General features: G+C 64.2%; 20 protein-coding genes. 3 read left to right on the top strand and 17 right to left on the bottom strand.

Going from position 1 to position 25245, the window contains the following annotated elements; genetic code table 11:
* Positions 1 to 32 precede the first annotated feature (32 nt).
* The 6 genes from IVB27_RS35040 to IVB27_RS35065 form a co-directional block, all read right to left on the bottom strand.
* Complete coding sequence (locus IVB27_RS35040) at positions 33 to 782, bottom strand: phosphorylase (RefSeq protein WP_247349850.1); 750 nt, start codon at positions 780 to 782, stop codon at positions 33 to 35.
* Positions 779 to 2776 carry a squalene--hopene cyclase gene (gene shc / locus IVB27_RS35045; protein WP_247447276.1) on the bottom strand — a complete coding sequence of 666 codons (1998 nt, stop codon included), beginning with the start codon at positions 2774 to 2776 and terminating at the stop codon, positions 779 to 781. The genes IVB27_RS35040 and shc overlap by 4 nt, the downstream gene beginning before the upstream one ends.
* Before the next feature lie 75 nt (positions 2777 to 2851).
* Positions 2852 to 4108: a hydroxysqualene dehydroxylase HpnE gene (gene hpnE / locus IVB27_RS35050; protein ID WP_247447277.1), complete on the bottom strand. Its 1257-nt coding sequence runs from the start codon at positions 4106 to 4108 to the stop codon at positions 2852 to 2854.
* Positions 4108 to 4947: a presqualene diphosphate synthase HpnD gene (hpnD, locus tag IVB27_RS35055; protein ID WP_247447278.1), complete on the bottom strand. Its 840-nt coding sequence runs from the start codon at positions 4945 to 4947 to the stop codon at positions 4108 to 4110. The genes hpnE and hpnD overlap by 1 nt, the downstream gene beginning before the upstream one ends.
* Complete coding sequence (hpnC, locus tag IVB27_RS35060) at positions 4937 to 5821, bottom strand: squalene synthase HpnC (protein WP_247447279.1); 885 nt, start codon at positions 5819 to 5821, stop codon at positions 4937 to 4939. Before hpnC ends, hpnD begins: the two co-directional genes overlap by 11 nt.
* A 188-nt stretch (positions 5822 to 6009) precedes the next feature.
* On the bottom strand, positions 6010 to 6243 hold the full coding sequence (locus IVB27_RS35065) for a hypothetical protein (RefSeq protein WP_247349845.1): 234 nt from the start codon (positions 6241 to 6243) through the stop codon (positions 6010 to 6012).
* Between the two features lie 461 nt (positions 6244 to 6704).
* Here IVB27_RS35065 and IVB27_RS35070 point away from each other — a divergent pair, with 461 nt between their 5' ends.
* Complete coding sequence (locus tag IVB27_RS35070) at positions 6705 to 7202, top strand: hypothetical protein (RefSeq protein WP_247447280.1); 498 nt, start codon at positions 6705 to 6707, stop codon at positions 7200 to 7202.
* Positions 7203 to 7303: 101 nt separating this feature from the next.
* Here the strand turns inward: IVB27_RS35070 and IVB27_RS35075 are convergent, their stop codons facing one another.
* The 4 genes from IVB27_RS35075 to IVB27_RS35090 all read right to left on the bottom strand — a co-directional run bounded on the left by IVB27_RS35075 (position 7304) and on the right by IVB27_RS35090 (position 13788).
* Positions 7304 to 9670 carry an efflux RND transporter permease subunit gene (locus IVB27_RS35075; protein ID WP_247447281.1) on the bottom strand — a complete coding sequence of 789 codons (2367 nt, stop codon included), beginning with the start codon at positions 9668 to 9670 and terminating at the stop codon, positions 7304 to 7306.
* A 204-nt stretch (positions 9671 to 9874) separates the two neighbouring features.
* Positions 9875 to 10660: an ethanolamine ammonia-lyase subunit EutC gene (eutC, locus tag IVB27_RS35080; RefSeq protein WP_247447282.1), complete on the bottom strand. Its 786-nt coding sequence runs from the start codon at positions 10658 to 10660 to the stop codon at positions 9875 to 9877.
* A gap of 6 nt (positions 10661 to 10666) precedes the next feature.
* A complete protein-coding gene (locus tag IVB27_RS35085; protein WP_247447283.1) occupies positions 10667 to 12253 on the bottom strand; it encodes a B12-binding domain-containing radical SAM protein in 1587 nt (528 codons plus the stop codon).
* A gap of 152 nt (positions 12254 to 12405) precedes the next feature.
* Entirely contained in the window at positions 12406 to 13788 is a 1383-nt protein-coding gene (locus IVB27_RS35090; protein WP_247447284.1) for an ethanolamine ammonia-lyase subunit EutB, read from the bottom strand.
* Positions 13789 to 14030: 242 nt separating this feature from the next.
* Between IVB27_RS35090 and IVB27_RS35095 the strand changes: the two genes are divergently transcribed.
* A complete protein-coding gene (locus IVB27_RS35095) occupies positions 14031 to 15770 on the top strand; it encodes a methyl-accepting chemotaxis protein (RefSeq protein WP_247447285.1) in 1740 nt (579 codons plus the stop codon).
* A 258-nt stretch (positions 15771 to 16028) separates the two neighbouring features.
* Here the strand turns inward: IVB27_RS35095 and IVB27_RS35100 are convergent, their stop codons facing one another.
* Entirely contained in the window at positions 16029 to 17258 is a 1230-nt protein-coding gene (locus IVB27_RS35100) for an MFS transporter (RefSeq protein WP_247447286.1), read from the bottom strand.
* 130 nt (positions 17259 to 17388) lie between these two features.
* On the opposite strand from IVB27_RS35100, the gene IVB27_RS35105 reads away from it, so the two are divergent.
* The gene (locus tag IVB27_RS35105) at positions 17389 to 18297 is read left to right on the top strand and encodes a LysR family transcriptional regulator (RefSeq protein WP_247349834.1); all 909 of its coding nucleotides are present in this window, start codon (positions 17389 to 17391) and stop codon (positions 18295 to 18297) included.
* A 57-nt stretch (positions 18298 to 18354) separates the two neighbouring features.
* Here IVB27_RS35105 and IVB27_RS35110 read toward each other — a convergent pair whose 3' ends face one another.
* The 6 genes from IVB27_RS35110 to IVB27_RS35135 all read right to left on the bottom strand — a co-directional run bounded on the left by IVB27_RS35110 (position 18355) and on the right by IVB27_RS35135 (position 25204).
* Positions 18355 to 18846, bottom strand: a complete 492-nt coding sequence (locus IVB27_RS35110) for a septal ring lytic transglycosylase RlpA family protein (RefSeq protein WP_247349833.1) — start codon at positions 18844 to 18846, stop codon at positions 18355 to 18357.
* A gap of 336 nt (positions 18847 to 19182) precedes the next feature.
* On the bottom strand, positions 19183 to 20403 hold the full coding sequence (locus tag IVB27_RS35115) for an acyl-CoA dehydrogenase family protein (protein WP_247447288.1): 1221 nt from the start codon (positions 20401 to 20403) through the stop codon (positions 19183 to 19185).
* A gap of 193 nt (positions 20404 to 20596) precedes the next feature.
* Positions 20597 to 21805, bottom strand: a complete 1209-nt coding sequence (locus IVB27_RS35120) for an ABC transporter substrate-binding protein (RefSeq protein ID WP_247447289.1) — start codon at positions 21803 to 21805, stop codon at positions 20597 to 20599.
* A 194-nt stretch (positions 21806 to 21999) separates the two neighbouring features.
* A complete protein-coding gene (locus IVB27_RS35125; RefSeq protein WP_247447290.1) occupies positions 22000 to 23523 on the bottom strand; it encodes an FAD-dependent oxidoreductase in 1524 nt (507 codons plus the stop codon).
* A 27-nt stretch (positions 23524 to 23550) separates the two neighbouring features.
* Positions 23551 to 24177, bottom strand: coding sequence for a GTP cyclohydrolase I FolE (gene folE, locus IVB27_RS35130; RefSeq protein ID WP_247447292.1), 627 nt, complete (start codon positions 24175 to 24177; stop codon positions 23551 to 23553).
* 136 nt (positions 24178 to 24313) lie between these two features.
* The gene (locus tag IVB27_RS35135; protein WP_247349827.1) at positions 24314 to 25204 is read right to left on the bottom strand and encodes an alpha/beta fold hydrolase; all 891 of its coding nucleotides are present in this window, start codon (positions 25202 to 25204) and stop codon (positions 24314 to 24316) included.
* Positions 25205 to 25245 lie beyond the last annotated feature (41 nt).

Raw genomic sequence — 25245 nt, forward strand, 5'->3', positions numbered from 1 at the left:
GGCCTTTATCTTTTGTCGGATCGGAAAACCGCTCAGGCCGCCTCGGAGACCAGAGCCTCGCTCTCGACGAGCTCGGTGCCGATCAGGAAGTCGCGGCAGCCGCGAAGCGAGCGCAGCGCGCGGTTGAAATCGATACCGGTCGAGACCAGTCCATGCAGCGCGGTCGGGTTGCGCGCGATGCCGCGCAGCACGGCCAGCACGTCGATCTGGCCGTTCGGCTTGATGGCGGCGCGGGCGAGCGCCGGCAGCGCGCGATGGGCGGGATCGCTGATGACGCGGACCGCGGCGAACGGCAAGCCGGCTTCGGCGGCGTAGGCGGCCGCGATGTGGCTTTCCATGTCGACGGCGGCCGCTCCCGTCTCCGAATGCAGCGCCGCCTTGCAGGACCGCCCCGTGACCACTTCCTCGGCACCGGCGAGGCTGCCGCGCACCACGCGGCGGCGTCCCGACGTCAGGCGGTCGATGAGGTCGTCGCCGAGCGACAGCCCGGCGGCCCAGCGGGTGTCGCCGGCGAGCACTTCGGTCGCCAGCACGACGTCGCCGGAGCGCAGCGTCGGGTCGAGGCCGCCGGCCACGCCAAAGGAGATCACGCCGCGAATCGTCTCAGGATCCAGCACCGTCAGCAGCGCCCGCAACTGGGTCGGGCTGCTCGACGAACAGATGACCGCCATTCCGGGCCCGGCCGCGATGCGGGCCTCCTGAACCAGTCCGGTCACGATCAATATCGGCCGCGGATCAATGGCATTGCCCGCGGTAAGGTAGTCCCCCGTCCCCAAAGTCACATTCCGACCCCTACCACCCTGCTGTTGGTGTCCCTCAAGTTCCGATACCGGGCCAGCGCCCACAGCGGGAAGAACTTCGGGTAACCATGGTACCGCAGATAGAACACGCGGGGGAAGCCTGTGGCGGTGTACCGCTGCTCGTCCCACAGTCCTTTTTTGTTCTGTGTTGCAATCAGGTACTCCACCCCGCGGGCGACGGCCGGGTGATCAACCTCGCCGGCAGCCATAAGGGCGAGCAAGGCCCATGCCGTTTGCGATGCGGTCGAGGGGGCTGCCTCCCAGCCGGCGTAGTCCAGGCGGTAGCTGACGGCGTCCTCACCCCAGCCCCCGTCCTGGTTCTGGATCGAGGCCAGCCAGCCGGCCGCCTTGCGCATCATCGGGTCGTCGTGACGGACGCCAGCCATGTTGAGGGCGCACAGCACCGACCAGGTTCCGTAGATGAAGTTCATGCCCCAGCGGCCATACCAGGACCCTTCCGGGTGCTGGGTCTTGCGGAGGTAGGCGATCCCGTCGGCGACGTGCTTGCTGGTCTTCGCGGTCTCGCCGAGCTGGGCCAGCATCGAGACACAGCGTGCGGTGACGTCCTCGGTCGGCGGATCGAGCAGCGCGCCATGGTCGGAGAACGGGATGTTGTTCAGATAATATTCGAGGTTGTTGACGTCGAAGGCAGCCCAGCCGCCGTCGTCGCTCTGCATGCCTTCGATCCACTCACGGGCACGGTCGATCGCGGCGTCATAGCCGGTCGCGCCGTGCTCCCGGCGCATGCGGTCCATCGACATCACGACCACCGCGGTGTCGTCGAGATCGGGATAATGGGCATTGTTGTACTGAAAGGCCCAGCCGCCCGGACGGACATTGGGCCGCTTCACCGCCCAGTCGCCCTTCACCGCGAGCTCCTGCTTCGGGATCAGCCAGTCGAGGCCCTGCTTAGCGGCAGGCACCGCCTTGTCACCGCCGGCTTCCAGCAGCGCGTGCGCGGTCAGCGTCGTGTCCCACACCGGTGAGACGCAGGGCTGGCAATAAGCCTCGTCGTCCTTGATCACGAGCAGCTTGTCGATGCCTCGGCGCGTGATCGCACGCGGCGGAAAATTCTCGTCCTTGCCGAGCGCGTCGTACATCATGACGATGTTGGCCATCGGCGGATAGATCGCGCCCATGCCGTCCTCGCCGTTGAGCCGATCCTCGGTGAAGGCGAGCGCCGCGTCGATGGCACGCTTGCGCAGGCTCTTGGGAAACATCGGCTCGACCACACGCAGGATGTGGTCGAGCGCGCGGAACAGCGCGAACCAGGCCAGGCTCTGGTGCGGCGCCTTGGCAGTCATGCCGATCGAGCGCGGATCCTGGAGGAACAGCTCGTCGATGCCGACAGCCTTCGGATTCCTCGCGCGCGGCTTGAGCGCTGCGAGCACCATCAACGGCACCATGGTGGTGCGGGCCCAGTAGGAGATCTTGTTGAGATGGAACGGCGACCAGAACGGCAGCAGCACGATTTCGATCGGCAGCACCGGCACGGCGCGCCAGGTCACGATGCCGTACATCGCAAGCAAGAAGCGCGTGAAGACATTGCTGTTGATCGCGCCGCCGCGGGCGTGGATCGCCTCGCGCGCACGCACCATGTGCGGGCTGTCAGTGGAATCGCCGATCATCTTCAGCGCGAAATACGCCTTCACGCTGGCACTCATGTCGAACTCGCCGTCATGCACCAGCGGCCAGCCGCCATGAGCCCCCTGAACGCGGCGAAGATAATTGGCGATCTTGGCCTCGAGCACGGCATCGACCGGCTCGGCAAGATAATGACGAAGCAGGACGTATTCGGCCGGAATGGTGCAATCGGCCTCGAGCTCGAACACCCAATGGCCGTCGGATTGCTGGAAGCCGAGGACGCCTTCGATGGCCGACGCAATGCTCGAGTCCAGGTTCCTGGATTCCAGGTTCCTGGAGTCCAAGTTCATAGATTCTCGGGCTTCGCGGTTGGTCGCGTTCACGGACTCCATCTCGCTCGATTGCTCCGTTAGTCGATTGAAATAGACCGAAATTGACCGGGGACAAATGCCCGTCAGGGCCGCCTGTCAGTATCCCTTGGCGGCCAGAACCAGATCGGCGGCGCGATCGCCGGATCGGACCGATCCCTCGATGGTTGCAGGCAATCCCGTAGCAGTCCAATCGCCTGCAAGAAACAGGTTTTTGAACGCAGTGACCGGCCCCGGGCGCAGGGCATTCTGCGCCGGCGTCGCCGCAAATGTGGCACGGCGCTCGCGCACGATCTGCCAGGGGGGCAGCTCGCCGGAAACGCCACCGGCCTTGCAGACATCGTTCCAGATCACCTGCGCGAGTTCCTCGCGCGGCATGTCGACCAAGCGGTCGCCGTTGCTGATGGTGACCGAAAGCCGGTTCGGGAACGCAAACAGCCACTCCACGACGCCGCCGATCACGCCGAGGATCGGAGCTGATCCCGCTGGCGGCTCAACGCGGAAATGCGCATTCACGATGGCGCGGAATTCGGTCGGCGTCTTCAGGCCGGGCAGCAGGTTGGAGGCGGCGCGCGGCGGCACCGCCATCACGACGACGTCGCCAGCGCCGATCTGGATCAGATCCTCGCCGCCGAAATTCAGCGCGCCGACCTTGCCGTCATTGTTCGCAAAGGAACGCAGTTCGTGGCCGAGTTGAACGGAGTGCCCGCGCTCGGTCAAGAATTTCACGGCGGGCTCGATCAGAACGTCACTGAGTCCGTCGCGCGCGATCAGGGGGCGACAGGCCTGCCCGCCGGCGAGCAGCGTCTCGCGCACGATCGCGCCGGCAAGCCCCGCCGAGCCTTCGGGAGGATCGACGTTGAGCGCTGCGAGCAGCAGCGGCTGCACCAGGCGCTGATAGAGCACGCCCTCGCAGGGAATGGATTTGCCCACCAGCGTCTCTTCAGACGCCCAGATCAGCGGCGCCAGCTTCAGATAATCGGTGAGCCCGGTGTCGGGAACGCGGCGACTCTCGTCGAGCACCCAGGTCGGCAGCCGACCGTCGCCGAGATCGATCTGCCAGCGCTGCCCGGTCGTGATATCGACGAAGGGAAACTGCGCGCGCTCCGGTCCGACCAGGCCCGCCTCGGTGCCGATCGATCGCGCATAGGCGCGCGCATGGCTGTTGCCCGACAGCAGCAGATGATTGCCATTGTCGATGGTGAGATTGGTGGCGCCGTCGAAATACGAACGGCAGCGGCCGCCGGCGTGGTGCGTCGCCTCGTGCACGGCGACCTTGAAGCCGGCATTGGCGAGCCGCACGGCGGCGGAGAGGCCGGAAATTCCGGCGCCGATGATGTGAGCTGTTTTTTGCATCAGATGAGAGCGTAACGGAGCAGGATCAAGATGCGCGTGACTTTCGACACACGCACCGGCTCTCGCGGCGCGTCGAAACCGCGCGCGATCAGGAGGTCCAGAATGGCATGGTAGTATTTCGACATCATCCGCGGCGCGCGCACCGCGCGGCGCCGGTTGCGGTTCATGATCTCGTCCGACTTCTCGAAATACACCTTGGCGCGCTGCGCCAGCGGCAGGCAGACCTTCGGCAGCGCACGCTCGAGGATCACGCGGTCCGGATCGTTGGAGGTGATGCCGGCATGCAGCAGCGCCTCGCGCGGCAAATAGAGCCGGCCGAGACCCGCGTCCTCGTCAATGTCGCGCAGGATATTGGTGAGCTGGAGCGCCCGGCCAAGATGATGGGCGAGTTCGACGCCGTCTTCTTCCGGCAGGCCGAACACCCGGACCGACAGCCGCCCCACGGCGCTCGCGACGCGATCGCAATAGAGATCCAGCGTCGCCATGTCGGGCGCGCGGATGTCCTGCGGCACGTCCATCTCCATGCCGTCGACGATGGCGAGGAAATCCTCGCGCTTGAGGCCGAAGTTCTTCACCGAGGCGACGTAGTCCTTCAGCCGCGGCGGCGGGTTGCCCTGGTAGAGCGCATCGATGTCGTTGCGCCACGCCTGAAGTGCGGCGAGCCGCTCGTCGCGCGGGCCATCGGAATCGGCGATGTCATCGACCTGACGGCAGAAGCTGTAGATCTGGAACATTGCTTCGCGCTGGTCGTGCGGCAGGATGCGCATCGCGGCGTAGAACGAACTGCCGGATGCGGTCGAGCCATAATTGGCGCCGGGCGAGGTCGCCTCAAGCGTCATGTGCAGTCCCCGGTCTGGAAATGGCCTTGCGTCCGATCGCGCGGCGGCCGACTTCGCCGATCATGCCGGCGATGCTGAAGGTGAGGAGCTCGAACCTGTTCAGGTGCACGCGCTCGCGCAGGGGATCGCGCACCTTCAACAGACGCACGATGCGGTCGGCATAGGCCTGGATCACCGAGACTTCGACGCCGAGGCGGAAGTCCCTGATCTCCGCGCTGAGCGACCTGCCCTCGTTGAGCAGCGCTTCGTTGCGCACGGCAAGCGCCTGAAGGCAGGCCAGCATCGCCGGCGGCGATTGCGTCAGCCCGAGCTGCTCGACCGAGGCGCCGCTTGCGGCCAGCGCATCGCGCGGCAGATAGACGCGATTGAGCTCGCGGAAATCCTTGCCGCAATCCTGAAGGTGGTTGTTGATCTGCAGCGCCGCGCAGAGCGCATCCGACGCGGCCCAGGTCGATGTGCTCTCGCCATGAACGTCGAGCATGAAGCGGCCGACCGGCATTGCCGAGTAGCGGCAATAGTGGATGACCTCGTCCCAGTTCTCGTAGCGTAGCTTGGTCACGTCCATACGGAACGCGATGAGCACGTCGAGTGCGTGGCGCGGCGCCATGCCGCGTTCGGCCAGTGCGCGCCGCAAGCTGACGGCCTCGGCCTGGGTGTCGCCCGTGCCGAGCAATTCCGCCTCGAGCAGGTCGAGATAAGCGAGCTTCTCGTCGCCCGGCAGCGTGGCGTGGTCGGCAATGTCGTCGGCGGTGCGGACGAAATTGTAATACGCCAGGATCAAGGCGCGATGACGCGGATGAATGATCCAGGACGCGACGGGAAAATTCTCGTCGCGCTCACCCTTGCCGGATCGCAATTCGGTCGCAGAGGTCATCGAGGGCTGGTCTACAATCGTTTGGACAGGAAGGGCTTTTTCGCTCGCGCGGGCTCATGCCGGCGATGCCGCCGCGGCCCCCATATAGGGGAATACGGCCGCAAAACCAATCCTGTCTCTCGATGGCTGCCCTTCCGGGTCCGGCTCGAAAAGGCGACCCCGGGGCCGCCTTGGGCCAGTGGCCGAGCTTACTGGTTGTGGTTCTTCAGGACCTGGTCGCAGGCCTGCGAAATCTTGGCCCGGTTTTCCTTGAGGCAGGCCAGAATGGTGAAATCGCCCTGATCGATGACCGGCCGGCAGAGCTTCTGCACATCGCGCGAGCAGGCCTTCTGCTCGGAGTCCGTGCCGCGCCCTTGCTGGGCGAACGCTGCGGTCGAGAGGGAGGCCGACAGCAAGGTGAGAGCGACGAGAAGCTTACGCATTGTATTCCTTCATTCTGACGGCAGAATCGCGCCGATCCCGGACCACACAGGGGGACGACCGGAAACGGATTGTTCTGATGGCAAGTTGCCGCGGAAAGTGCAGCCTCGGAGAAGGCACAAGCACTGGTAAATGCGGCCAAATTGGCGCCAGATCCACCAAATCAGGTCTTCCCTGCACCTTCTCTGGCAAATGTAAGAGATTGATACTACGTCATAATTCAGGCACGCCGCGTTTTGCTGCGCACCTGTTGCAGAGCTGCATCTCTCGACCCGGCCTTGGGCGCCAGAAACATGCCGAAATACCGCAAATCGCGAGGTCGGAGCATGGCGCGAGGCGTCGTGAACCGCCATCTCTGGCAGTCAGGCATTGAACCTGACACTGGCTCGGAACACTAAACTTTCGATGTGGCGAGACGTTCTTGGTGAAAAGCGGACGTCCTTCTAAAACGGGATATTTTGAGATGAAATTCTTTGGGCGATCTGGACAGGCAATCAAGGCGGCCGGCATCGGGGCTGCGCTGCTCTTCTCAGTTTCGGCAAGCCAGGCTCAGTCGTCCGGACCATTTGCAGGTTTCGAAGGCGCGTGGACCGGCACCGGCACGGTGTCGCTGTCCGACGGCTCCACCGAGCGCATCCGCTGCAAGGCGGACTACAAGGTCGCCGGTACCGGTCTCAGCCTCAAGCAGGCGTTGCACTGCGCGTCCGACAGCTACAAGTTCGACCTCACCAGCGACGTGACGAGCCAGGGCGAGCGCATCTCCGGCAATTGGAGCGAGGCCAACCGCAACATCTTCGGCAATTTGCAGGGCACCGCCGGCGGCGGCCAGATTGAGGTGTTCGTCGAAGCCAACGGCTTCGCCGCCAATTTGTCGCTGCGCACCAATGGCACCAAGCAGACGGTGCAGATTTCCTCCAAGGGCGAGATCCGCGGCGTCAACATCACGATGACGAAGGGCTGATAGCCTTCACGCTTCCCAGACGTCAGATCAAAACAAACCCCTGGCTTTCGCCAGGGGTTTTTCTTTTATCAGAATATGGTCGACCGTTCGTCGCGATCGATTCAGATCGCGCGCTTGTCCGCGCCCTGAAGCTTGGCGTGCAGATTGATCAGCCACATCGCCGTCGGCCGCAGGATGAAGAGATCGGCGACGAGGGCCATGACCATCGAGAAGGCGCTGAGCCAGCCGAACAGCCGCAGCGACGGCAGGTCCGAGAACACGGTGACGACGAGGCCGCAGGCCAGCACCAGCGTCGTCAAGATCAGCGCCGGGCCGACCAGCACGGTCGCGCGCTCCACCGCGAGCGCCGAACCGACGCCCGGCTTGCTTTCGAGCCTGAGTCGGTTGAGGAAGTGGATTGTTGCGCTCAGCCCCAGGCCGAACGAGACGGTCAGCGCCACGACACTGGCGAATTGCAGGCCCTCGTCCATTGCCCACAGCACCGTTCCCGACATCACCACCGGGAATATGCCCGGCAGGATGCAGGCGAACATCACGACCCAGGAGCGGAAGGCGAGGCCGATGAAGATCGCGACCAGCGCGAATTCGACGGTGAGCCCGCGATTCAGCTTCTCGATCATGCCGGCCGAGTTGCGCGCCGCGATCGCGGCAAGACCCGTCACCGCCACCTCGTAGCCGGGGTGCTTCTTGCGAACGGCGTCGAGCTCGGAATCGAGCTTGTCGACAATCGGCAGGAGCTGGCTGGAATCCTTGTCGGGCACGCGGCCGGCCACCAAGACCGCATCCTGTTGGGCATCGATGAAACGCCGCACCAGATGCTCAGGAATGACGCTGACATATTCCTTCAGCGTCGCGACGTCGGCGCTGCCGGCCTTGTCCGCAAGCCAGCGGCGCAGAGTCTCGACCGACCAGACGTTGCCGACACCGGCCGCCTTCTCCACGATCGCATGCACATCCGCGATCGTTTGCAGCGTCTCCGGCGAATAGAGCGTTTCATCCTTGGGGAACTTGATCAGCACGTTGACCGGGTTGGCGCCGGTGAGCTTGGCATCGAGCCGGTCGCTGGCGGCGACGGCCTGGCGCTTGTCCGGCACTTGGTCGGCGAGCCGGTAGCGCGGCTCCAGATTGGCGTAGATGACGCCGAGGCCGGCGACGAACACCACCGCGATCAGACTGAACAGGCCGGGGCGGCCCACCATGCGCACCGCGATCCAGTAGCAGAAATTGCGCAGCGCCTGCACGCCCGCATCGGCACTCTGGAATTTGGTCGCGAACGTCTGCTCGTTGCGCACCAGCAGTACGCCGAACACCGGCACCAGTGACAGCACCGCGACCAGAGCGATCATGGTTGCGGCGAGACCCGCCTCGCCGAATTTGCGGATCAAGTCGGAGTCGGAGAACTGGAGCGCAATGAACGAAATGCCGGCGGTGCCGTGCGTCAGCACGCAGGCCGGCCCCACCACCAGCACCGCGTTCTTGAACGCGGTATACTTGTCCTGACCTGCGATCAGCCGGTCGCGCGCGGCGAAGGTGAGCTGCATCGAATCGGAGAAGCTGATGACCATGATGAGCGGCGTCATCACGTTCAGGAACATGTTGAGATTGAAATTGGCCCAGCCGAGCGCGCCGAGCGCCAGCAGGATCGCGATCATCGGCGGGAACGCCGCCGCCACCATGAACGAAACCTTGCGGAAGAAGATGATGGCGATGACGCAGCCCGCGAGAATGCCCAGGATGTTGTAGGTGAGCCCGTCGCGCTCGACCGCGTTGCGGATCTCGAGCTGCATGACCGGCACGCCGGAGAGCTGCACGTTGAGCCCGGTATCGCTGAGGTCTTCCTTCATCAGTGCGCGGATGTCGGCGACGGTCTTGGTCAGCTTGTTGGAGGCGACCACCTCCGGATCGAGCGAAAGCACGATCAGCGCCAGCGTGCCGTCCTCCGACAACAGCTTGCCGCGAATGATCTCGTTGTTTTTGACGGTCTCGATGAACTTGTCATAGGCCTCGCCCTCAGGCAGGTCGGCCGGGAACAGCGCGGCCGGCAGCTTGCCCGGCGCCGGCGCCTGACGCGCGGAGAACAGCGAGACCAGGCCGCGCGTGCCCTCGACCAATTGCATGTCGGTGACGAAGTCGCGCAGCTTCTCGAGGTTTTTCCGCGCCAGCAGGGTCTTGCCCTCGACCACGACGAGGACGTCGAACTCCTCGGCCGGGAACTTCTTGGTCACCTCTTCATACTGGTGGAATTCGCGGGAATTGGAGCGGAAGAGCTGCGACAGCGAATCGTCGATCTTGATCCGGTGAATGCCGAACACGGCGCCGACGATAAGCACGAGCAGGACGATGCAGGAAACGATCGGTGCCCGGACGGCGATCAGCCCGATGCGCTCAAGCCCGAAGGCGATCGAGGACGCAGGTCCCTGCTCGACCTTCTCGACATGAACCTCATTCTCACGGTGCTTTTCGAGCATGCCTTGTCCAGTTCCTAAATCGGCTCGGTCTGTGAGCTTGTTGCGCCCCGCGAACGGCCTGAAAATGCCATACCAATGGGAGGCTTGCCTTTGAAAATGCGCGGAAAATCGCCGCGAGGGGTTTAGCAGGACAATCACCCCTCTCGCAAGCAGGCGAAGTGTGGCCAAATCGATCAAGATGTGGCGATTTTGCCGTAATGCCCGTCATAAGGGCAAAGCCATGCCAATTCGACGCGGCGCGCGGTCCGCGCTCTCGTCTTTCAGCGCCACGCCGGTGACCTCCCGGGCCAGCCCTTCGCGGACCAGCCAGGCGATCTTGAAAGCAGCCTCGTCATAGCTCAAACCGGCCTTGTGGATGTTCGACACGCAATTGCGCTCGGCATCGGTGCGGCCCGGCTTCGGTGCGAAAGTCAGATAGGCGCCGAGGCTGTCGGGCGCCGACAGGCCCGGCCTCTCGCCGATCAGCGTCAGGACCATGCGCGCACCGAGAATGGCACCGATCTCGTCGCCGAGCGCGACGCGCACGCCTGAGGCGACGACGACATGGCCGATCGCGACATCATCGTCGGCTGCGAGCAGCCGCATCAGACGCGTCATCAGCGCGGCCGCATGGGCGTGGACCGCTGCCGCCGACAGGCCGTCGCCGATCACGACCGCGAGTGGGCACGGCCCCGAGGCACTTCGCGTCAGAGCCTCGACTGATCCGGCATCGAGCTGCCTGCCCAGATCGGGACGCCGCAAATAGTCCCTGCGGTCGACCGCCCGGCTCCGTGCCTCGGTGGCGACGAGGCCAAGCGCGCGGAGATCGGCGACCAGTCGCGGCGCGTCGAAAGCGGCATGCACGGCATCGCGGGCACGGGCATGGTCCAGCGTGAAGTCGAGCAGCGCGCGCGTCGGCACGCTCGCGCCGCTGCGCCCGAGCGCGACGCGCGCAGGCGTGAGCGACCGCAGATCGAGGGTCGGGCGGCGCGGAACGGCCGGGTCAGACATGTTGCGTCATTCGGCGGGAACGGAAGCCTCGCGCAGCCGCAGCGAATAGTTCGACGCATTCGTCTCGCCGCTCGATGCTTCACGCGCAAAGGTGATGAGATGGTGCGCAATCAGGGTGCAGCCGATCAGGCCTTCGAGATCGCCGCGCTTGATGCGCCCCAGCGCGAACTTCCAGAACACGCGCTTGTAGTCGCCAAGCACGCCGACCTTCCAGAAGATATTTCGCAGCATGACAAGGCCGCGCCTGATGTTGGGCCAGGTCTTCATCTCGTCCGGCGTCGGCATCTTCAGGCGGTGCACGTAAACGTGGTCGCATTGATATTGGAAGCGCGCGTAGACCTTCTCGGGCTCGTAGGCGACGGCCATGGCATGCTTCCAGGATGCGACGACGTCGTCATAGGGCAACAGGAAGTTGACATTGGAATCGCGGCCGTCGTCCTCGACCAGGCGTCCCTCGCGCTCCAGGCGGTCCCACAGCGGCGTCTTCGGCAGCGCCTGAAGCAGGTTGATCGTGAGCAGCGGAATCCGGGAGTCCTCGACGAAGTCGAGCAGCACCTCGGACGTGTTCGGCTTGTCAGTGTCGAGCCCCATGATGATGCCGGACACGACCTCCATGCCGTAGGAATTGATGGTCTGCACGCCCTCGAGGATCGGGACCATCATGTTGTGGTCCTTGTGCATCGCCTTCAGTGCATCGGGATCGGGCGTCTCAATGCCGCAGAAGATGGTGACGAAATAGGCCTCGCGCATCTTCTCGAGGATTTCCGGCCGCTTGGCGATGTTGAGCGTGGCCTCGCAGGCGAGGCGCACCACATAGCCGGTCCTCTTCTGCCATTCGATCAGATGCGGCAAGAGGTCCAGCGCCGCTTTGCGGTTGCCGATGAAATTGTCGTCGACGAAATAGACCGTGTCGGTCATTCCGCATTCGCGCAGGCGGTCGAGCTCGGCGATGATCTGCTCCGGCGATTTGAGGCGCGGGTTGCGGCCGTAGAGGCCGGGGATGTCGCAGAACTCGCACTGATAGGGACAGCCGCTGGAATACTGGATGCTGCCGAGGAAGTATTTCTTCACGTCGGCGAGCTCGTAGGCCGGGATCGGAAACTCCGTCATCGGCACACGGTCCTTGGTGGTCAGCACCACTTGGGCCTCGGGACGCGAGATGTCGCGCGACAGGATCTCGAACAGCTGATTGGTGGCGTCGCCGAGCTCGCCGACATGGAGATAGTCGAACGACGGATAATAGTCCGGACAGGCGCTGACCGAGGGACCGCCGAGCGCGACCGGCAGATCGAGTTCATGGGCGCGGCGGCAGATGTCGTTCATATGCTGGCGCTGGATGTGCATGCCGCTGACGAAGACCGCTTCCGCCCATTCGAACTCCTCCTTCGTCGTGCGGCGAAGGTTCTCGTCGACGAATTTGACCTGCCATTCCCTGGGCAGATAGGCCGCGAGCAGCAAAAGCCCCTGCGGCGGCATGAAGGCGCGGACGCCATCGGTCAGGGGATAGGAATGCTCGAACGTTCCGAACGACGAAGTGTATCGCGGAAACACGCAGAGAATCCGCCGGGAGGTACCGTTACTTTCAGCTCGCATCAAAGCTCCCCCGCCACGCTCGACATAGCCGCGGAAATTGCCAGCCCGACGTATAGCGTAATGCTGTCGCCGGAATTTCTCAATATTGTGGCATGAGCATAATTCCCGGAGGGACCAATGGTTTCCTCAAGCCGCCGGGTGCTTCCGCCGCGTCACGCGATCAGCCGGGAGGCAAAATCGGGCAGCAGGCCAGCATCGCCGGCAAGCCGGAAGTCAGCGCCCACAATGCCCGACTGCGCCAGCCAGTCGTCGAATTCCGGCGCACGACGCAGTCCGAAGACGTCGCGGACGTAGAGCGCGTCGTGAAAAGACGTGGACTGATAGTTCAGCATGACGTCATCGGCGCCGGGGACGCCCATGATGAAGGTGACGCCGGCGGCCGCGAGCAGCGTCAGCAGATTGTCCATGTCGTCCTGGTCCGCCTCGGCATGGTTAGTGTAGCAGATGTCGATCCCCAGCGGCAGGCCGAGCAGCTTGCCGCAAAAATGATCCTCCAGCCCCGCCCGGATGATTTCCTTGCCGTCGCAGAGATATTCCGGGCCGATGAAGCCGACCACGCTGTTGACCAGGAGGGGCGCAAAGGCGCGGGCGACCGCATAGGCGCGGGCCTCGCAGGTCTGCTGGTCGACGCCGTGATGGGCATTGGCCGACAGCGCCGAGCCCTGCCCGGTCTCGAAATACATCATGTTCTGCCCGACCGTGCCGCGCTTCTGCGACAGCCCGGCGTCCTGCGCCTCCTTCAGCAGCGCGAGGTCGACACCAAAACTGCGGTTGGCAGCTTCGGTGCCGGCGACCGACTGGAAGACGAGGTCGACCGGCACACCCTGCCCGATCAGCGATAGCGTCGTGGTGACATGGGTCAGCACGCAAGCCTGGGTCGGGATTTTCAGCCGCGCGATGATCTCGTCGAGCAGCCGCAGCAATTGGCCGATCACAGCCGGGTCGTCGCTCGCCGGGTTGATGCCGATGCAGGCATCGCCGGCGCCGAGCAGGATGCCGTCCAGGATCGAGGCGGTGATGCCCCTGGCGTCGTCAAACGGATGGTTGGGCTGGAGCCGGGTGCTCATCCGGCCCCTCAGGCCGATGGTGTTGCGGAACGCGGTGGTGACCTCGCATTTTCGCGCCGCCAGGATCAGATCCTGGTTGCGCATCAGCTTTGAGACCGCGGCCGCCATCTCCGGCGTGATACCGGGCGCCAGCTTGCGCAGGATTTCTGGCGTGGCGGCATCCGACAACAGCCAGTCGCGGAAGGCGCCGACGGTCAACGAGGCCACCGGCGCGAAGGCCCTGGCGTCGTGGCAGTCGATGACGAGGCGGGTGACCTCGTCGGCTTCATAGGGGACGACGGCTTCCTGCAAGAACTGCCCGAGCGGGACGTCGGCGAGCGCCATCCGCGCCGCGATCATCTGCTCGGCGCTGGCGGCGGCAATCCCCGCCAGCCGGTCGCCGGAGCGCGGCGGGGTTGCTTTGGCGAGCAGGTCGCGCAAATCCGGGAACGTGTAGGTCGTGGCGTCGATGGTGTGGCGGTAGACCAAGGGTCTCTCCGGGGGTTCGTCGGCCAGTGACCGAGTCCAGCACGATCCCAAGACTATCACGAACCCAAGACTATACCTTCAGATCAAGACGCTGAAATATCTTACCTTTCTTTCGACCAAGGGCGAAGGGGGGCAAACCCCGCGTTAACGCAGCGTCCATCTTCATTCTGCATAATTTTGCATCAATTTTGCACGACCGCGCTCTCCCGGCCGCTCCTGGCCATTCAGGGCCCTTGAACATCATGACCATCAACCAATCTGGGAATGCCGCCGGCCTGGCAGGCCGCTTTACGCTTGCCAACAAGCTGTACGCGATCTTCGCGCTGTTCGCGCTGCTGACGGCGGCGATCGCGATGCTGTCCGACTACAACAGCCGCCGCGGCGCCGACCTGACCAGCGCGATCGAGACCGCGAACGCCGCCGCGCTCAACGTCGAGCGGGTCAACTCGCTGGTCTATGCGGTCGTGATGGAATCGCGCGGCGTCTACATGTCGACGGAGCCTGCCGTCGTCAAGAAATACGGCGAGGGCCTGCTCAAGTTCAACGCCCAGATCCTCGACGTCGTGAAACGCTGGCAAACCATCGTCCGGGCTGACGATGCCGAACAGTTCGCCACCTTCAAGAAGCGCATCGAGCAGTTCGTCGAATTCCGCAAGGAGCTGGTGCGGCGCGGCGTCGAGATCAATGCGGCCGCAGGCCGCGAATGGGGCGACAACGACGCCAACCGCGCCGTGCGCTCGGCGCTGAACAAGGATCTCGAGGCGCTGTCCAAGGTCTATGCCGAGCGCGGCAGGCAGATCGCGCATGAGATCGAGACCAATCGCATCCTCTCGCTCGTCCTGACCTGCCTCGGCGGCGTGGCGCTGGCGCTGGTCGTGATCGGCATCGTCATCATCGCCCGCTCGATCGCCCGGCCCCTCTCCGCCATCACCGCGACCATCAAGCAGGTCGCAGACGGCGCCGAGAACGTCGTGGTGCCGCACGCTGACCGCGCCGACGAGATCGGCGCGCTGGCACGCGCGATCCAGATCTTCCAGGACGCGATGGGGCGCAACCGCAACCTCGCCTCGCAGGTCTCGCAGGACTCCGCCGCGCGCGGGGAGCGCGCTCGCCATATCGAGCAATCCGTCGACATTTTTCGCGAGGCGATCGGCGCGATCATGCGCGGCCTCAGCGACAGCGCCTCCGTCATGCGTGAGACGGCGCAGACCATCACCCGCGTCACCGCGGATGCGAGCAGCCGCGCCGGCACGGCGGCGAACGCCACCGAACAGGCCTCCCACAATGTCACGGCGGTCGCGGGTGCAGCGGAGGAGCTGTCGGCATCGGTGGTGGAGATCGGCCGGCAGGTGCGGCAGTCGGCCAGCGCGGTCGAGCAGACCGGCCAGCGCACCGAGAAATCGATCGCCGAGATCGAGAGCCTGGCGGCCGCCACGCAACGCATCGACGGCGTGCTCAGCCTGATCCAGGCGATCGCCGAGCAGACCAATCTGCTCGCGCTCAACGCGACCATCGAAGCCGCCCGTGCTGGCGACGCCGGCCGCGGCTTTGCCGTTGTCGCACACGAAGTGAAGGCGCTTGCCGGCCAGACCGCGAAGGCGACCGCCGATATCAGCGAGAACGTCTCGATGATCCAGTCCTCCACCCGCAATGCGGTCGAGGCCGTGCGCGAGATCGGCGGCGCGGTCCGCGAGATCAACGACGTCACCTCGGCAATCGCCGGCGCCATCGGCCAGCAGGACGCCGCCACGCGCGAGATCTCGTCCAACGCGCAGTCGGCTGCCCAAGGCAACGAAACCCTCGTCGCCAACATCACCTCGCTCCGCGACGCCATCGGCGAGACCGATACGGCGGCATCCTCGGTGCTCACGGCGGCGAGCAGCCTGACCGCAACCGCGGACACGCTGTCACGCGAGGTGGAAAAGTTCTTCCAGAATTTGCGGTCGGGAGCGGCGGACAGCGGTATCGCAAAGGCGGGATGACGGCGCGTCCACCGCCAGCGAGGGCGGGGACAGGCATACCAAAACAAAAAACTGAAAAACAACCCCATGCACAGTAGCCCGGGGCAGCGATATCAATGACTTGGCGGCCCCCGCAACGCCTTGCGGATTTTACGAAGCCGTTTGACTCGTCGGGCAAAACACCGGCAGGATGGCATCATGCAGTCCGGCTCGAACCATCTTTGATGTGCCTGGGCTGCTGTCTGGTGGTCTCCTTTTCGGCGTGTCGGCGAGGCTGCGTCACAAGGCCGGGCTCGCCGACCCGCAAGCAGCGCATCGAACGTCGGCTGTTGCCTTGCGTCGAAGGGCTCCGACCAAAATGACGGACGATGAGAGAGCGAGGATGGCGGCGCTGAACAGAAAGGTGCTTTGATAGCCGCTGTAGTCGAAGAGAACGCCGCCGCCGGCCGCTCCCGTGGTGATGGCCAGTTGCACCACCGCGACCATCAGGCCGCCGCCTGCTTCGGCATCATTGGGCAAAGCCTTGCTGACCCACGTCCACCAACCCACGGGCGCGGCCGTCCCGATGAAGCCCCACAGGAACATCAGCGGGGCAATTGCAATCGGTGACGAACCGAATGCCGTCACTGCGACGGCTATCAGAGCCATCGCGAACGGCATGATAATGAGGGACATGTAGAGACGTTCGCGGATGACGAACCCGATGATCGACGTCCCGATGAGACCCGCAACCCCCATGAGGAGCAGGAGCGCCGAGATCGTCGTGACATCGACGCGCGTTACCGTTTCGAGGAACGGCCGCAAATACGTGAAGAGTGCGAACTGTCCGAGGAAGAACAGCGCGGCTGCGAGCATGCCGTAAGGCACTTGCGGGTGGCGCAAGACCTTGAACGCTACCGCCACGCTGGCCCGCGCCTGGCTCGGCATCGCCGGCAGCGTGAGGAACTGCCAGACAAAAGTTAGCGCGGCGACGGGAACAACACAGAAGAACGCACCGCGCCAGCCGATGTATTGGCCGAGAAAGCTGCCGAGCGGCGCAGCAATCGTGGTCGCGAGCGCATTGCCGCCATTGAGAACCGCAAGAGCGCGCGGCACGTCGGTGGTCGGGACCAGGCGGATCATCGTCGCGGCCGACAGCGACCAGAAACCGCCGATCGTGATCCCGACAAGCGCCCGTCCGGCGATGAAGACTGGATAATTGGGAGCGAAGGCTACGATGACCCCAGATACCAGCATCAGGCCGGTCAGCCACAGCAAGAGCGAGCGACGATCGAAGCCAGCCGTCGCCGCCGAGATGAACAGACTGGCCAGAACGGCGAACAGCCCGGAAACGGAAATGGCCTGTCCTGCCTGTCCTTCCGTCAGGTGAAGGCCGCTGGCGATCGGCGTAAGCAGGCTGACAGGCATGAACTCGGACGCGACGAGCGTCGAGGCGCACAGCGACAGCGCGAAAACCGCACTCCATGCGGCCATTGGCTGCGTTGTCTTCTGATCGGTTGTGACGTCCATCGGGCATCCATATGTCGAGAGGCGCCCAGGCTGGCGCTGTTCCTGACAACAGATAGAGGCCCGGTCGGTGCTCGATTAGACGATATAATTTGCTTGCATTGATCGATGCGGGCCATGAATAGTCGCAGCCATGGCAAGCCAGGATTTCAACGATCTGCTGGCTTTCGTAGCCGTCGCCCGCGAGCGCAGCTTTACGAAAGCCGCCGCGAAACTGGGCGTCGTGCAGTCGACGCTCAGCCATACGATCAAGCGCCTGGAATCGCAGATGGGCCTGCGGCTTCTCACGCGCACGACCCGCAGCGTCGGCCTGACCGAGGCGGGCGAGCGACTTCAGGCCTCGGTTGCGCCCCGCATCGAAGAGATCGAGCGCGATATCGCGGCGCTGATGTCCCTGCGCGACACGCCGTCGGGGACCGTCCGGATCACGCTCTCCGAACATGCGCTGGAAACGGTCGTCTGGCCAAAGCTGTCGCCGGCCCTGAAAAAATATCCCGATCTCAAAGTCGAGTTCAGCCTCGACACGGCCTTCCGCAACATCGTCGAAGACGGTTTCGATGCAGGCATACGCCTCGGTGAGAGTGTCGAGAAAGACATGATCGCGGTGCGCATCGGCCCGGATTGGCGGCTCGTCGCGGTCGCCTCGCCCGGATATCTGAAAGAGCACCCGAAACCAAAGCATCCGCAAGATCTGTTAGATCACGTCTGCATCAAACGTCGCGAGGCGGCGGGCGGTCATTATGTATGGGAGTTCGCCAAGAACGGTTCTGACTTGCGGGTACGCATCGAGGGACAAGTGACCTTCAATGAGTCGCGCGCGATGATCGACGCCGCCGTGAAGGGCTTCGGCATCGCCTATGTCCCCGAAGACATGGTGGCGCAGCACATCCGGTCCGGCGAACTCGTCATCGTGCTCGACGACTGGTCGCCGAAATTCGATGGCTATTATGTCTATTATCCGACCTCGCGGCAGAACTCGGCTGCATTCAAGGTGATCGTCGACGCGCTACGCCATCACGACGCGCGAAGGAAGCGCGGTTAGTACGAAGCTTTTCCGCCATCCCGGAGGGCTGTGCTGTGCCTCCTTCGGGTATAGCGTTCAGCCAACAGGCCCAGGAATCCAATCGTCGCCGGACAGTGGCTTGACTGTGACGTCAGGAATGACACCGAGCTCCATGCTCGGATCGAAATGGCGCATCGTCCGCTCATTGAGGTCAATGATGCGGCCGGGCCTGAGCGGCCCCACGTCATTTATCTTGACGATGACCTTCTTGCCGACGGCCTCGACGAGAGCATATTTCGGTCGCGCCCCGAATTGGACCCCACCAAATTTCCGACGCAAGCTCGTCTTGATGGCAGCCGTCCATACCGAGGGATCATAACGCTCGCCGGAGGCTGTGCTCGGGCCGCCTTCCTCTTTACCGGGCTTGAATGGATTATACGTGGATGCTGCGCCAACGATCGCATCCCCAGAGGCGGCATCGACGACAGCGCTTGGCTGAACCTCACTTGTTGCACTTCGAGCAACGGTAACGGAAACGGCAAGCGCAACCAGGGCGCCGCAAATTGCGGCGCTCGAGCGGAACAACATCAGATCTCCTTTGATTTTCCGGATCGTGCGGTTCCCGATGCCGCAGAACATGGTCAAGCGAACGCGGAGGCGTTTCGAACTTGCGCCAATTCTTTGCGGATTCGAGAACCCCGGCTGCGGAACCTTTGTGGGAACCAGATCGGTCCCGCACAGTGTTTTAGTTGTAGCCGTCTAAGACAGGAATTGCGTCAGCAGCATGACTCCGAGAGCCGCGGATTTCGACTTCCGGAGTCTTACGTGCTCAGCGATAGAAGCGAATTGCGGGACTTCCGTGAAAGCCGCAACAGCGCGAGACTGCAGGAGACGTTGCATATCGTCGTTCGGCAGCAGGAGGCTCTAGCCTACGCCGATCACCCCGCCGCGCTTGATCAGCTCCTTCCCCACTGCCGCAAGATGCACCTGATCCGGTCCGTCGCCGATACGGATGAAGCGGGCGTAGACGTAAGCACGCGCGAGGAACGTATCCTGCGAGACGCCGGCAGCGCCGTGGATCTGGATGGCGCGGTCGATGACGCGGACGGCCATGCTGGGCACCACGATCTTGGCGGCCGCGATCAGGTCGCGCGCGGCCTTGTTGCCTGCGCGGTCCATCCTGTCGGCTGCTTGCAGCGTCAAGAGCCGCGCCTGCGCGATCTCGCAGAATGAATGTGCGATGTCCTCGCGCACCGAGCCCTGCTCGGCGAGCGGCTTGCCGAAGGCTGTGCGGGAGACTGCGCGCTGGCACATCAATTCCAGCGCGTGCTGGGCGCAACCGATCAGTCGCATGCAATGATGGATGCGGCCGGGGCCGAGCCTACCTTGCGCAATTTCGAAGCCGCGGCCTTCGCCGAGCAGGATGTTCTCGGCGGGCACACGGACGTTCTCGTAGACGATCTCGGGGTGGCCGACCGGCGCGTCGTCGTAGCCGTAAGTCAACATATCGCGGACGATACGCACGCCTGGCGACGCCTTCGGCACCAGGATCATGGATTGCTGGCGATGACGATCGGGATCGTCGGGCGCGGTCTTGCCCATCACGATCAGGATCTCGCAATCCTCGTTCATTGCGCCTGACGTGAACCACTTCCGGCCGTTGACGACGTAGTCGCCGCCGTCGCGCTTGATCTGGCACTGGATGTTGGTGGCGTCGCTGGAGGCGACCTGCGGCTCCGTCATCGAGAAGCCGGAGCGGATGCGTCCTTCCAGCAGCGGCTTCAGCCAGCGCTCCTGCTGCGCGGGCGTCCCGTAATTTGCCAGCACCTCCATGTTGCCGACATCGGGCGCCGAGCAGTTGAAGATTTCGGGCGCCCAGAGGATGCGGCCCATGATCTCCTTCACGGGCGCATATTCGAGGTTTGTCAGCCCCGGTCCGTGCTCGCCGGAGAGGAACAGGTTCCAGAGCCCCTGCTCGCGCGCCAATCGCTTCAGATCCTGCAACACTTGCGGCGTCTTGTAGCGCGTCGCTTCCGGCTTCACCTGCTCGTAATAGAGCTCCTCGACCGGCTCGACATGCGTCCGCATGAACTGGCGGACGCGCTCCTGCAGTTCCAGCGAACGGTCGGAGTGGTGGAAATCCATTTTGCTCTCCTGTTCGCTGAAGGTGACGCCTCGCCCTTCGAGACGACCGCTTCGCGGTCTCCTCAGGGTGAGGCTAAGCGGCATTCGCGCCTATTGAACCTGCCGCCGCGCACTCCGCCCTCATCCTGAGGAGCCCGCGAAAGCGGGCGTCTCGAAGGATGCGCTGTCACCAACCGCGATAGCCGGCTTGCCATCACGTGCCGCGCAATAGCTCGCTCGCCACGATCCAGTCGTTGCCGTCGAACTGGAGCATATAGCCGTCCTTGATCGGGCGGAAATCCTGCGGCGTGGTGTTGAGCGTGATGCCGGGCATCAGCAGCGACAGCGGCACGTTCTTCAGGTTCGCCGCCTGCGCCATGATGTTCTCGCGCGTCAGATTGTCCTTGCACTGCTTGAGCAGCACCACCAGCGCCTCGGCGACGGTGTAGCCGTAGAGACCGGCAACATTGTTGACGTCGGCATTGGGCAGGCGCTTCTTCATGAAGTCGATATAGGCCGTCATCGCCGGATCGTCCTTCGGCACCTCGACGAACGGCTTGAGCGAGCCGAGCGAGAGCACGCCCTTGCCGGCGTCGAGCCCGGCTGGCACCATCACAGTCGCCTTGTTGGCGCAGCCGGAGGCGAGGAAACGCGTCGCCTGCCAGCCGACCTCATGGGCCTTGCGGATCGCCTGCGCGCAAGCGCGCGGCGTCACCGAATAGATCATGAAGACGTCGGCCTTGGTGTTGGCGAGCGTCAGCACCTGGGAATCGACAGTGGGGTCGGCGACCTCAAAGCTCGACGCCATCGCGATCGCCTTGTCGGCGTCAGCACCAAGCGCTTCCTTGACGCCGCGCAGATACTCCTTGCCGGCGTCGTCGTTCTGATAGAGCACCGCGAAGCGCGCATTGGGGTTCTTGGCGCGGGCATAGGCGACGTCGATCGCGGCTTCGCTGGTGTAGTTCGGGGCCCAAGGCAGCGCCATCGACCAGGGCATGTTGGCGGGGTCGTTCCACTTCGAGGCCGAGCTGATCAGAAATAGCTGCGGCACCTTGTTGCTGTTGAGATATTTCGCGATCGCCGAGCTCGGGGCCGTGCCCATGGTCGCGAAGATGAAGGCGACGCCGTCGCCCTCGACCAGCCGCCGTGCCGCTTCCATGGTCTTCGGCGGCGAGAACGCGTCGTCGAGCGACAGCAGATTGAGCTTGCGGCCGTTGACGCCGCCCTTCTCGTTGACCTCGTCAAAATAGGCCGCGATCACCCTGCCGGTGATGCCGAGCGGCGACGCAGGCCCGCTATAGGGCATGGTGTTGCCGATCTTGATCTCGGTGTCGGTGACGCCGGGACCATAGGATTTTTGTGCGGAGACCGGCGCAGACAGGCAGGCAGCCAGCGCTGCGGCCAGGACAAAAGCGGTTTTCATGGTTTCTCCCCGGTGATGGTCGTCCGCGCGAGGCAGGCGCGGCGTGCTGCTTCTGTCAGCGCGTCAGATCAGCGGAGTTCCGCGAGGCGGTCTTGCGTCGAGTTGCTGGTTAGTGGCGCCGCCGGGACGACAGCCAGCACAGCAGCCCTCGCGGGGAGCATACATTGACGCAAACCAAGATCGGAAGCGGCGCCTCAGCCGCGCGTCCGCTCCATCTCCAGCTCGGCCTTGAGGTTGTCGAGATCGCGATAAATTGAAGCAACCGCAAGGACGCGGCCGCCCTTGCGGTACTTCAGCAGGCAGTCTTTGCCGGAAATGCTGCCGTCGATCGCGATGTCGTCGAAGCTCTCGGCGTGGCCGACATAGTTGATCGGCACATCATAGTGCTGCGACCAGAAGAACGGCACGGCGTCGAAGCGCTCGCGCTTTCCGAGCATGTTGCGCGCTGCGGTCTGGCCCTGCCGCTCCGCCACGACCCAGTGCTCGACGCGGATGGTTTGCCGCGAATGCGGATCGGGCCAGCGCGCGATGTCGCCGGCCGCGAAGATGCCGGATACGCTGGTCTCCAGATATTCGCTCACGCTGACGCCCCGGTCGACCGCAAGCCCCGCCTGCTCGGCGAGCGCGAGGCGCGGCCTGACGCCGATTCCGACCACGACCAGTTCGGCCTCGATCACGCCGCCGCTCTTCAACGTGGCGCGCGTGCCGTCCAGCTTTTCCACCGTGTCCTTGAGATGGAAGTTGACGCCATTCTCCTCATGCAGCGCGCGCACGAAGTCGCCCATCTCGGGACCGAGCACCTTCTGCATCGGCCGTTCGTCCGGCGCGACCACGTGCACCTCGATCTTGCGTGCCCGCAAGGAGGCGGCAACTTCGAGGCCGATGAAGCTGGCGCCGATCACCAGCGCACGCTTGGCGCTGCCAGCCGCCTTGATGATGGCGCGGCTGTCGGCGACGGAGCGCAAGGTGTAGACATGAGGCTGGTCCGCACCCGGAATCTGCAATCTGACCGGCTCGGCGCCGGTCGCGAGCAGCAGCCGGTCGAACGGCAGCCTGTCGCCGTTGCCCAGCGTCACGCCGCGCGTCTTCGCCTCGATCGCGGAGACATTCGTGCTGAGTCTGAGGTCGATGCCGGCGTCCTGATAGTAGTCTTCGCCCCGCAGCGGCAGCCAATCCTCCGGAGCGTTGCCCGCGAGGTAATCCTTGGAGAGATTTGGCCGGTCGACCGGCATCGCGCTGTCATTGCTGAGCATCGTGATAGCGCCGGCAAAGCCCTCGCGGCGGAGCGTCTGCGCCGCCGCGAAAGCCGCCGCGCCGCCGCCGATGATGACGAATTTTTCCGGCGCTGGCGCTGTACGGTGAGGCACCGAAACCTTCGGCATCTCGCGCTTGCGCTGAACGATGATCTTGTCCTGATCGCGCGAGACCTCCCACACCGCCAGCGCATTCAGCGCCGGCGGACGGGTCGCCTCGCCTGACCGCAAGGAGAAGCAGGCGTGATGCCAGGGGCAGCGGATGGTGTCGGCAACCACCAGGCCTTCGGCGAGCGGACCGTGATAGTGGCTGCAGGCCGGCTCGATCGCAAAGATCTCGCTGCCGGCCTGCACCAGCAGGACATCTTCCTCGCCGACATGGCCGAGCAATTTGCCGTCCTTGAACTCGGCGAGCGACACGCCCCTGCACAGGTCGGGCCCGCTTGGCTTCTTGTCCTCGGTCATGGCGTCGCCTCCTTGAACTGTCGCGGATCAATCGACCGAATTGGCCAGCCCCAGCAGCTCCTGGCGTGTCAACGCATTGTCGCGGAACACGCCGAGCATGCGGCTGGTGACGAGATCGGTCCCGGGCTTGTGCGCGCCGCGCGTGGTCATGCAGTGATGCGTTGCCTTGATGATGACCCCGACGCCTTCGGGCCTCAGCACATCGTTGATCGTGTTGGCGATCTGCGCGGTCATCTTCTCCTGGATCTGAAGCCGTTTGGCGTAGATGTCGACGAGACGCGCGAGCTTGGAGATGCCGACTACGCGCCGTTGCGGGATATATGCGACCCAGGCGCGGCCGACGATCGGTGCCATGTGGTGCTCGCAATGGCTTTCGAAGCGAACGCCGCGCAGGACGATCATCTCGTCATAGCCTTCGATCTCCTCGAACGTCTTTTGCAGAATTTCGGTCGGATCCTGCGCATAACCGGAGAAATACTCCTCGAAGGCGCGCGTGACCCGGTCCGGCGTGTCGCGTAGACCGTCGCGCGCGGGATCGTCGCCGGCCCAGCGGATCATGGTGCGGATCGCCTGCTCGACCTCGGCCCTCTCAGGCCGTTCGCTCGGCGCCTGCGCGACCGCGACACGTTCCAGCCTGCGTGTTTGTGTCTTCATCGAGAACCTCCCCTGCAACGAACCGCATACAGAAAGCGGCCCCACAGCTTGGACGGCTGCGATTGGAAAAGGTTCCCGGAATCAGGAAAAATCGGAAGCTGGCAGGCGGCGAGACAGTGGGACGAGAAACCCGGCTCTATGACGCCGCTTGCCGCACATCAAGCACGGCCTGCGCCCATTCCGCCGGCCGCTCCTGCGGCAGGTTGTGACCGGCATCCGTGAGCACGCGTGCCTCGAAAAAGCCCTCGAACTTGCGCGCGTGATGCGCCGTGCCGAAATTGACGCCATCGCTGTCGCCGTCGACCGCGATGGTCGGGACACGGATCGGCGGCTGGCCTGCGAGCCTTGCCTCGATCGCGGCGTATGCGGGATCGCCCGCGACCAGCGCGTAACGATGTCGATAGGAGTGGATCACGACATCGACGAAATCAGGGTTGTCGAACGAGATTGCGCTGTTCTCGAACGTCGTGTCGTCGAAAGTCCATTTCGGCGACCACATCGCCCAGAGCTGGCGCGCAAAGCCGCGCCGATTGCGCTCCAGCGCGCGGCGGCCGCGCTCGTTGTGGAACAGATATTGATACCAGAGTGCCGCCTCCTCCGGCGGTGAGGCCGGCTCCATGGCGCGGGCGATGTTCTGGATGTTGTAGGAATTGCCGGAGACCAGCCCGATCACGCGCTCGGGATACAGCACCGAGACCACACAGGCCGCGCGGCCGCCCCAGTCATAACCGCCGACCACCGCGCGCTTGATGCCGAGCGCATCCATGAAGGCCAGCAGATCGGCACCAAGCGCCGCCTGCTCGCCGGAGCGTAGCGTCTCTGGAAAGCGGAACCGCGTCGGTCCGTAGCCGCGCAGCCAGGGCACCAGCACCCGCGCGCCCGCCTGCGCGATGATCGGCGCGGTCTCGGCATAGGCGTTCACGTCGTAGGGAAAGCCGTGGCCCATGATGCAAGGCCAGCCGTCCGGCGCGCCGTATTCGCGATAGGCGATGTCGAGGATATCCGTGCTGATTGTTTTTTGCTGCATGATTGGCTTGCGGACTCGCTCGAAGACCTAGCCCGACTACC

Source organism: Bradyrhizobium sp. 197 (genome assembly GCF_023073375.1).
In the GTDB taxonomy this organism is placed as follows: domain Bacteria; phylum Pseudomonadota; class Alphaproteobacteria; order Rhizobiales; family Xanthobacteraceae; genus Bradyrhizobium.